This is a genomic window from SAR324 cluster bacterium (genome assembly GCA_015232315.1).
Lineage (GTDB): Bacteria > SAR324 > SAR324 > SAR324 > NAC60-12 > JADFZZ01.
Map to the genome: position 1 here is coordinate 59564 of JADFZZ010000027.1, position 9575 is coordinate 69138.

Annotated in this window: 7 protein-coding genes; all 7 read left to right on the top strand. The window is 41.5% G+C overall.

Annotation, left to right across the window (positions count from 1 at the left end; translation table 11 throughout):
- Nucleotides 1-128: 128 nt before the first annotated feature.
- Nucleotides 129-1400: an O-antigen ligase family protein gene (locus tag HQM11_16080; GenBank protein MBF0352551.1), complete on the top strand. Its 1272-nt coding sequence runs from the start codon at nucleotides 129-131 to the stop codon at nucleotides 1398-1400.
- A complete protein-coding gene (locus HQM11_16085; protein ID MBF0352552.1) occupies nucleotides 1384-2493 on the top strand; it encodes a glycosyltransferase family 4 protein in 1110 nt (369 codons plus the stop codon). Before HQM11_16080 ends, HQM11_16085 begins: the two co-directional genes overlap by 17 nt.
- Nucleotides 2494-2695: 202 nt before the next feature.
- Nucleotides 2696-4885 (top strand): bi-domain-containing oxidoreductase, encoded by a 2190-nt coding sequence (locus HQM11_16090; GenBank protein MBF0352553.1) that lies wholly within the window; start codon nucleotides 2696-2698, stop codon nucleotides 4883-4885.
- 2 nt (nucleotides 4886-4887) lie between these two features.
- Nucleotides 4888-5640: a WecB/TagA/CpsF family glycosyltransferase gene (locus tag HQM11_16095; GenBank protein MBF0352554.1), complete on the top strand. Its 753-nt coding sequence runs from the start codon at nucleotides 4888-4890 to the stop codon at nucleotides 5638-5640.
- A 38-nt stretch (nucleotides 5641-5678) separates the two neighbouring features.
- Nucleotides 5679-6719, top strand: coding sequence for an SDR family NAD(P)-dependent oxidoreductase (locus HQM11_16100; GenBank protein MBF0352555.1), 1041 nt, complete (start codon nucleotides 5679-5681; stop codon nucleotides 6717-6719).
- A 6-nt stretch (nucleotides 6720-6725) separates the two neighbouring features.
- Complete coding sequence (wecB, locus tag HQM11_16105) at nucleotides 6726-7856, top strand: UDP-N-acetylglucosamine 2-epimerase (non-hydrolyzing) (GenBank protein MBF0352556.1); 1131 nt, start codon at nucleotides 6726-6728, stop codon at nucleotides 7854-7856.
- Nucleotide 7857: 1 nt separating this feature from the next.
- Nucleotides 7858-9294 (top strand): undecaprenyl-phosphate glucose phosphotransferase, encoded by a 1437-nt coding sequence (locus tag HQM11_16110; protein MBF0352557.1) that lies wholly within the window; start codon nucleotides 7858-7860, stop codon nucleotides 9292-9294.
- Nucleotides 9295-9575 lie beyond the last annotated feature (281 nt).

A 9575-nucleotide genomic window follows, 5' to 3' on the forward strand; every position in this document is an offset into this window, starting at 1 on the left:
CTCCTGCTTGTGATGATAGCGTTTGGCTAAAACTCAAATTTAGTTTGCCACAAAATGGTTTTGGGCCAGTTGGCGGCGATACAATTATTGGATGTCATGAGTGAAATAAATTTAGTGAGGCTCTTCAAATGAACATATTCAAAATAGCCCAAACACATTTTTGGATAGATTGTCTCAAAAGTAATTGGTTGAGCTGGATCATTTTCTATGTTTTTCTATTGCATGTATGGATCGGCCTGGAACATGAGTCTTTCTTGTTTTCAACGCCTCTTTATGTCAATGAAATTCTCAGTTTTTGCGGGGTGTTGACACTGATACAAAACTGGACTGTTTTTTCTGGTCGTAGCGACTTGCTCAGCAAGTCAGTAATGTTTTTAGCAGGCTATGGCCTGCTCTATTCGCTTTATTCTGGTCTTTTTTTGCAAGAAGACTGGTATGGCTTCTTAAGAACCCTGCCAGTATGGTATTCCATCTTTGGATTTTTTCTGGGTTGTAGTTTGTGGAATGTCTATCTTCGATTCAAAGACCGCCTCTCTTCTATGATATCATGGAGTTTGGCACTACTCTCCTTGTTCTCAGGTGTTTCCAGAACCACTCCTGTTTATATTCTAATAGTAAAAAGTCTCAGGTCATATGATGTGAGTATTCTGCTCTTGCTGTATTTAATCAGTGGAGATTCAACCGGTAAAATGGTGTTTTTAAGCTATTTAATATTTATTTTGTTAAGGGCATCGTTTATTCGCTTATTATATCCACCTGCTATATTGATTGTGATCTTGTGTGGTTTCTTGTTTTTGAATTGGAGCTATCATGAATTCAATCGTTTTTATTCTAGTGGAAAAATACATGATACATGGGTCGAGGCTGGAAATTATGGGATTATCTCTGAAAAACTGGGGGTTTCAGATAATAATGCCATATGGCGTCTGATGTTTTGGAGTTATGCATGGGAACATCACATTTCTGAGAATCCAGTGTTTGGAATTGGCTTTGGAACCCCTTTATTTGGCAAAGCTCAGGAAACATGGTTTATCTGGTACACCAATGAAAACAACAAAGATTTGTATTTTCCTTACACATTGGGTGTGCATAATTCTTTCATTTTTTTATTGATTCGTTTGGGGTTAATCGGGTTTGTTCCTCTCCTCTTTATCAATTTCTGGTTGTATCGTGTCTTTATAGAACATCCTCTCTTTCTAAAAAATCGAGAAATTAATGTACTGTTCATTGGATTTATATTCATGACCGTAAATGCGATGTTCAATGTTATCCTGGAATCCCCCCGCTATGCGGGAATCTACTGGGCTATTTTAGGTCTATTGTATCAAAGCATCCAACATTATTACCCCAAAAAAGTATACAAACTGTATCCATCATCCACTTATGTTTCAATCATCTGAACGATCCTTAATTCTGTTTATTTTCCAACTCCCTCCGCCAGTGCATGGCGTTGCGATGGTTAATCAGAGAATTCAGAACAGCGCAATCATTAACGAAACATTTCAATGTGAATATATTAATTTAACTGGCGCAAATTCTATCAATGATATTGACCGGTTTCAACCTGACAAGGTTATCAAGGGATTCCGCGTTTATTGGCAAACCCTAAAAGCACTGGTGTTATCTTCAGTCCACTTGGTCTATATTACCCCCTCGCCTAAAGGTTTTTCATTTTATCGGGACGTTCTTCTAATCCTGATGATTAAAATATTTCGTAAAAAAATTGTGCTTCACCTACATGGGCAGGGAATGATCTCATTTGCCAAACATTGGCAACGATGGTTATGTGAAGTGATATTCAGGAAGACCCACGTTATCCATCTCAGTGACCGATTGTTTGAGGATATCTGTTTTGTCCGCTCCACCTATGTCAGGCATACACTAGCCAATGGTATTCCCGATTATTATAAGGATCATCAATATGATGGCGAGAATAAACTGAGAATTTTATTTTTGGCTGCGCTGATGGAAAGCAAGGGGCCTCTGACCCTATTAAAAGCTGTGAACATTTTAAAGGAAAAGGTTCAGGCAAACCTTGAAATCTGGCTCGTCGGCAATATGTGGAAAGAATCCTTTCAGCAAACGTTGATCGATTATGTTAAGGAACATCAACTTGGACAGGTTGTCCATTTTCTGGGCCCGAAGTTTGACGAAGATAAATGGGCTATTTTTTCAAAAGCTGATCTATATGTTCTTCCAACCGAACAAGAGTGTTTTCCTCTCACTATCCTGGAAGCTATGCAATTTGAACTTCCTGTGATTTCCACCTTTGAAGGAGCCATCCCTGAAATCATAGATGACGGACAAACCGGATTTCTGGTTCCAGCTAAAAATCCTGAAGCATTGGCGAAAAAAATTAGTCTGTTTCTTGAAAATCCCGATCTTTTAAAAACAATGGGGGTGGCTGGGCGAAAGAAATTTCTTGAAAACTACACGCTGGAAAAGTTTGAAACTCGTCTCAGAGATATGCTATCAGAAATCCTTTCATCATGAAACATGCAACTTGTTTCAATCATAAGTGCTCGCACTCCTGAGTTCTGAACCCCAAAAACCAACATCCAAGACCAGATAAACCATTAGAAAACAGTATAAGGTATTCGAACCACAACTTAAAAAAATTACGAACCATAGTGATTTTAAACGTAGAACTCATAAATATTCCAGGATAAGACATTAACCCATTGGAGAACGATCCATGAAACAAATCATGCAAAATTATAAGACTGGAACATTGAGTGTTGAGGACGTTCCCGCGCCAGGAGTGAAAAATGGCCATGTTCTGGTACAGACTCAATTTTCCTTGATAAGTGCGGGGACTGAGAAAACCAAAGTTGATACAGCCAGAATGAATCTGTTGCAAAAAGCCAAAGCACGTCCAGATCAGGTCGAGCAAGTGCTGACCAACCTGCATCAGGAAGGCGTGATTCCAACTGTTAAAAAAGTTTTCAACAAACTCGATACTCCTGTTTCTCTTGGATACAGTTCTATGGGTAAAATACTGGCTGTTGGAGCTGGTGTGGAGCATCTGAAAGTGGGAGATCGTGTGGCTTGCGCTGGTGAAGGATATGCGGCTCACGCGGAGATTGTTTGTACCCCTGCTGCTATGTGTAACCTTGTTCCAGATAATGTTCCCGGAGAACATGCCTCCTTTGGCGCCGTGGGAGCTATTGCATTGCAAGCGGTTCGATTGGCTCAGATTGAACTTGGATATCGGGTTGGTGTGATCGGGTTGGGACTGATTGGGCAATTAGTCAGTCAAATGGCTAAAAACGCGGGTGCTCTGGTTTTGGGAATTGATCTGGATGAAAGTAAGTTTGAACTGGCTAAACTGCACGGCATTCATGCGGTCGCGCATGTGTTGAATGATCCTGTGTCAGAGATTGCTCTCGGTTGTTCACATGGAATTGGCCTGGATGTCGTGATTATTACGGCTTCAGGTAATGAGGAGCAAACCTTACAACTGGCAGGGCAATTATGCCGTGAAAAGGCCAAAGTGGTTCTGTTGGGGGCTGGAGATATTCAGGCGCCCAGAAATGATTACTACCACAAAGAATTGACGGTCGTCGTATCCAGAGCGTTTGGTCCAGGAAGTTACGATCCCGCTTACATACAGGGACATGATTATCCTCCGGGATATTCACGATGGACGGTGAGACGTAACATGGAAACATTTCTGGACTTGATTGGCCTTGGACAAATTTCGCTGGAGGGTATTTTATCTCATCAATTCCCTTTGGAAGAGGCTCCAGCGGTTTATGACATGATTAACCAGCAGACTGAAAAGTTTGTAGGAATTGTTTTTCGTTATGCAGAACAGATTTCCTCAAGCCGTGTTGTTACGAATCCAACATCAGTCAAACGATCTTCTCTGGCAAAAATTAATGTCGGATTCATTGGTGCTGGAAGTTTTGCCCAGAATTATTTGATCCCTTATCTCGGTGGTTTGTCTGCCGTTCATTTGCTGGGAGTTGCTACAGCGACCGGAATTAGCTCAAAAAATACAATGAGAAAGTTTGGATTCCAGTACAGTTCAACAGATGCAAATGAAATCCTGAAAGATACCGAGATCAATACGGTTTTTATTGCGACACGCCATAATTTACATGCTCAATATGTGATTGACGCCCTCAAGGCGGGTAAACATGTTTTTGTGGAAAAACCGCTGGCTGTAAATGAACAGGAACTAATACAAATCGCTGAAGTCCTGAAACATTCATCGTCCCAACTCATGGTTGGCTATAACAGAAGATTTGCGCCATTAGTGCAGAAACTAAAAGATTTTTTTCAACACAGACAATCGCCCTTGGTGATCCAATACCGAGTCAATGCGGGGTCTATCAAAAATGATCACTGGATATTCAGTGAAGAAGGTGGTGGGCGTATTATTGGAGAAATGTGTCATTTTATTGATTTATTTCAGTTTCTGACAGATGCAGTTCCTGTTGAAGTGTCTGCTTATTCATCCAAACCTGTTCACACAGAGTTACCCATTGAATTGGATGATAACGTATCCAGCATCATTCGTTTTAGTGATGGATCAACGGCATCGTTGGTCTATACATCCAAAGGTGACTTATCTTATTCCAGAGAACGCCTGGAAGTTTATAGTGATGGATCCATTGGCGTAATTGATAATTTTAAAAAACTTCAACTGGTTCGCAAAGGGAAAACCCAATCCTCCTCATTGATTTCAAGGGAAATGGGAATTAGACAGGAAATGGAAGCCTATGTGAAACATCTCTCAACTTCCAGTTCACAGTTTCTGATTCCATTTGCAGAGTTATATTACACCACACTTTGTACATTAAAAATAATAGAATCTTTGAAGACCGGGCAATCACAACGATTGGAGATACCCGCAACGCTGACAAATAATGAGGTTTGAATATGGATAATAAAATTGATTTTATGGGATTACATTATGATAACGTGGATCTGGATGAAGCCGTGGCAAAAATGGAACAATACATTCAAGAAGGCACTCCACACATTGTATGTTCCACAGCAGCGGAACTGGTGGTGCGTGCCCAGACCAATCAGCTTCTTAAAGATACTTATGACAAAGCGGACCTGCTAACGCTCGATAGCAAGGTGAATCAATGGAGTGCTGCTTTGCTGGGATATAAGGCGAAATCGCCTGTGGGTACAGCCAAACTGATATTGCATTTCCTGGAAAAAACCAAACACAAAAACTACAAATATTTCATCCTTGGTGCAAAACAGGAAGTGTTGGAACAAGCGGTAAAAAATATGGCACAACAATATCCCAATATTAAAATTGTAGGTTCCCATCATGGTTATTTCAAGGAACAGGATGAAGAACGCATCTTTGAACAAATCCGGCAGGCAAAACCGGATGTATTGATGGCTGCGATGACATCACCGTTAAAAGAACGCATTTTGATGCAAAATCACTCAAAGATCGGTGTTCCTGTGGCCATTGGCGTAGGAGGTGGTGTGGATATTATAGCTGGATTTGTTACTCTTGCTCCAGTATGGATTAGCGACTTGGGTCTGGAATGGTTGTATCGACTGATACAGGAACCAAAAAGATTTTGGCCGAGATATAGGGAAACCTATCCAACTTATATTAAAATGGTAATGAAAAAATGTGTTGAGCAACGAATTACGCATAAATAATAAATGTCACAGAGTGACTCTTTTTTGGAAAGGTCGAGATGAGTGATTACGTAAAACATTATGAAGGAAAAACTGTATTGATTACGGGTGGTGCCGGTGCAATTGGTAGTAATCTCAGTCGAGCTATTGCCGAAGCTGGCGCAAAAACCGTCATTATTCTGGATAATCTGGTTTCATCCTATCAGTGGAATATTCCCAATCTGCCCAATGTAATGTTTGTGAAGGGGGATATTACCAATGAGAATATGATTAAACGTGTTTTTAATGAGAATCCTCAGATTGTGTTTCATTTAGCGGCATTCTTTGCCAATCAAAACTCGATTGATTATCCTGAGGTGGATTTGTATGTGAATGGCCAGGGAACCCTAAAATTACTGGAATATGCCAAATTCTGTAAGGTCGATCGATTTGTTTATGCGTCTTCCGGTTGTTCAATATATGGAAGCAGTGCTCCTTTGCCACTGAAAGAAGATTTTATGTCCATGAATCTAAGCACACCCTATCAGATTACCAAAATGCTGGGCGAACTCTATTGCAATTTTTTCTTCAATCACTACGATCTTCCAGTGGTGAAGGCTCGTTTTTTCAATTCTTATGGTCCTGGTGAAGTTCCCGGTCAATATCGTAATGTCATTCCTAATTTTATTTACTGGGCGATGAAAGGTGAGGCTTTGCCTATTACAGGAACAGGGGAAGAAACGCGCGATTTCACTTATGTGGGGGATTTGGTGGATGGATTATTACGCGCAGGATATGACAAAGCGGCAGTTGGTCAGGAATTCAACCTCGCTTCAGGAGTGGAAACAAAAATAATTGATCTGGCAAACATGGTTATCAAACTTACAGGCAGTTCATCAAAAGTCCAGATGGCTACACGTAGAAAATGGGATACTAAAAGCCGACTGCAAGCTTCTATTGATAAAGCCCATAACCTGATTGGCTATACGCCTAAAACAAATTTTGATGCGGGATTAGTCAACGCTGTTAACTGGTTTAAGGAAAAATGGCCCCTGATTGAACGTGATGCCGCATTCACTCCCGGTATGTCATCTGCTGTTAAAGATCGTATTCAGAAATAACTATAGATGAAAAAAATTTTATCCGTTTTTGGAACCAGACCTGAAGCCATTAAGATGGCGCCTGTTGTGAAAAAAATTGCTCAAAGTCCCCATCTTGTCGGAACAGTGTGCATTACGGCGCAACACAGGCAAATGCTGGATCAGGTGTTGCAATTGTTTGAGATTGTTCCTGATTATGATCTGGATTTGATGACACAAGGGCAAGACTTAACAGATATCACCTGTCGCGTCTTGTCTGGTGTGCGTGATGTATTAAAAAAAGATCAACCAGATCTGATTCTGGTGCATGGGGATACAACTACTTCATTCGCGGCGGCACTGGCAGGGTTTTATGCGGGGATTCCTGTGGGGCATGTGGAAGCTGGGCTGAGAACATACAACCTTCAAAGTCCCTTTCCTGAAGAAGCAAATCGGCAACTCACAGGTCGGCTCTCAGCATGGCATTTTGCTCCTACAGAAGTGTCACGTCAAAACCTCTTGAATGAAGGAATTCGGGATTTTAAAATCATCATTACAGGCAATACGGCTATTGATGCGCTTGAAATGACGGTTGAAAAATTACCAGCATTTGTCAATATTGACGAAAAACTAGGTAAATCGGTCATGGAGACTGTTCACAGTTCCGCTCCAGTTCTGCTAGTAACAGGACACCGCCGAGAAAATTTTGGGCAGGGATTTCTAAATATTTGTCAATCCATCAAAAACATCGCGTTACTACAACCAACTCTACATATTATTTATCCAGTTCACTTGAATCCCAACGTTCAACAGCCTGTCTATAGCTTGCTCAAGGATATGCCCAATATCCATTTGATCGCGCCAGTGGACTATTTGTCGTTTGTAATGCTACTGAAGCGTTGTACCCTGGTTCTGACAGATTCAGGTGGGGTACAAGAAGAGGCTCCTTCTCTGGGGAAACCAGTATTGGTTATGCGCGATACGAGCGAACGACCAGAAGCCATTGCCGCGGGAACGGCCAAACTTGTTGGTACAAATGTTGATCAGATTGTCCAGGCTGTTATCGATCTCCTAACGATTCCAACTCTATATCAAAAAATGTCGATGGCCCATAATCCTTATGGAGATGGTCATGCGGCACAACGAATTGTTAAATTTTTGGAAGAATTGCCAAATTAACATGAAACCACGCCACCAGGGAATCCTGCAAAGAAACTCAAGCCTGTTACGCTGGCTTATTCAGACGACTGACATATTGATTGGAATTGTTACCGCTGTGTTCACACATTGGTATCGGTTTGGGCAATGGGAGATGTCACCGCCATATTTACAGGTCATCATTCTGGGCGGAATGATGGTGGCATTGATTTTTCCGATGTTCCCCAACCTATACACGCCTTTACGAGGAAGAAGTCTTTCTTCTGAAATTGGAACGGTCATTCAGGCGTGGGGAACTGTCACGATTCTGTTCATGATTATGGGATTCATGACTCAGAACTTTGTAATTCCTCAACGGGATGAAAGATTCTCCAGGTTATGGTTTGCTTTATGGTTCACCAGCGCAGGATCCATTTATATTTTGTCCAGAGTCTGCATTCGATTGTTTTTAATCTGGTTGCGCAAACGCGGGTTTAACTTTCGCATGGTGGTAATTATTGGGGCAGGTTCCTTAGGGGACTCCATTGCAAAACAAATAGAGGAAAGTCCATGGTATGGATTTAAAGTAACAGGTTTTTTTGACGATAATCCGTTGTTACAGCACCAGCATGTGGGTAATATTCCAGTAATAGGTACTCTGGATGACGTGGACGAATTCGTCAAAAATTGTGCCATAGATCAAATCTGGATTACGCTCCCGCTGAGAGCAGAAAAACGTATCAAGGAGGTGCTTCACCAACTTCGTCACAGCACTGCGGAAATAAGATTATTTCCAGATATATTCGGATTTCAGTTGTTGAATCACTCCATCGGCGAAATTGCCGGTTTTCCCGTCATGAATCTGTCCAGTACCCCGATTGCTGGTGTCAACCGAATCGTAAAGGGCTTCGAAGACAGAATTTTTGCGTTTCTGATTCTGCTACTGATCAGTCCACTCATGCTGGCAGTTGCGATTGGCGTTAAACTCAGTTCTCCCGGTCCCGTATTTTTTAAACAAAAACGGCATGGATGGAATGGAAAAGAAGTGGAAATCTGGAAATTTCGATCCATGATTGTGCATAAGGAAGAACCTGGGCAGATCACCCAAGCCACCAAAAATGACAACCGTATCACCCCCTTTGGTGCATTCATTCGACGGACCAGTCTGGATGAACTCCCCCAGTTTATCAATGTTCTACAAGGCACAATGTCCATTGTGGGACCTCGGCCCCATGCGGTAGAACACAATGAAGCTTACAAGGATATTGTGGATGGCTATATGCTCCGCCATAAGGTAAAACCAGGCATTACCGGATGGGCTCAAGTCAATGGCTGGCGTGGTGAAACCGACACGATCGATAAAATGAAACGCCGGGTGGAATTTGATCTGCATTACATCGAAAACTGGTCTTTATGGTTTGACATTAAAATAATTTTTCTGACGGTGTTACGCATTTTTTTTGATAAAAATGCATGGTAATTCCTTGTTTAAGGAATCATCGAAAAATAAAAGAGAAAACTTTGACGCATGATCAGCCTTGAAGCGGCTACAAACGATGGTAGCACTGGACTACGTCCCGACGTTCTCCGGTTAACCGCATCACAGAACAAAACCTATCTCAGGTATACAGGCTCTATACTTTCTCACCTTCCAAAGGTAAAAGTTCATTTTAAAAAGCAGACTGATTTTGTAACATACTGTTTATGCGGCCATTTTCAAGATGCGTTGAATGATAGGTTCAAAACTCTTCAAGTCCTCGG

What these genes read in the sequence shown, in the direction of transcription:
- HQM11_16090 (MBF0352553.1), top strand. Translation starts at nt 2,696, where the DNA reads ATGAAACAAATCATGCAAAATTATAAGACTGGAACATTGAGTGTTGAG.
- HQM11_16085 (MBF0352552.1), top strand. Translation starts at nt 1,384, where the DNA reads ATGTTTCAATCATCTGAACGATCCTTAATTCTGTTTATTTTCCAACTC.
- HQM11_16100 (MBF0352555.1), top strand. Translation starts at nt 5,679, where the DNA reads ATGAGTGATTACGTAAAACATTATGAAGGAAAAACTGTATTGATTACG.
- HQM11_16080 (MBF0352551.1), top strand. Translation starts at nt 129, where the DNA reads ATGAACATATTCAAAATAGCCCAAACACATTTTTGGATAGATTGTCTC.
- HQM11_16095 (MBF0352554.1), top strand. Translation starts at nt 4,888, where the DNA reads ATGGATAATAAAATTGATTTTATGGGATTACATTATGATAACGTGGAT.
- wecB (MBF0352556.1), top strand. Translation starts at nt 6,726, where the DNA reads ATGAAAAAAATTTTATCCGTTTTTGGAACCAGACCTGAAGCCATTAAG.
- HQM11_16110 (MBF0352557.1), top strand. Translation starts at nt 7,858, where the DNA reads ATGAAACCACGCCACCAGGGAATCCTGCAAAGAAACTCAAGCCTGTTA.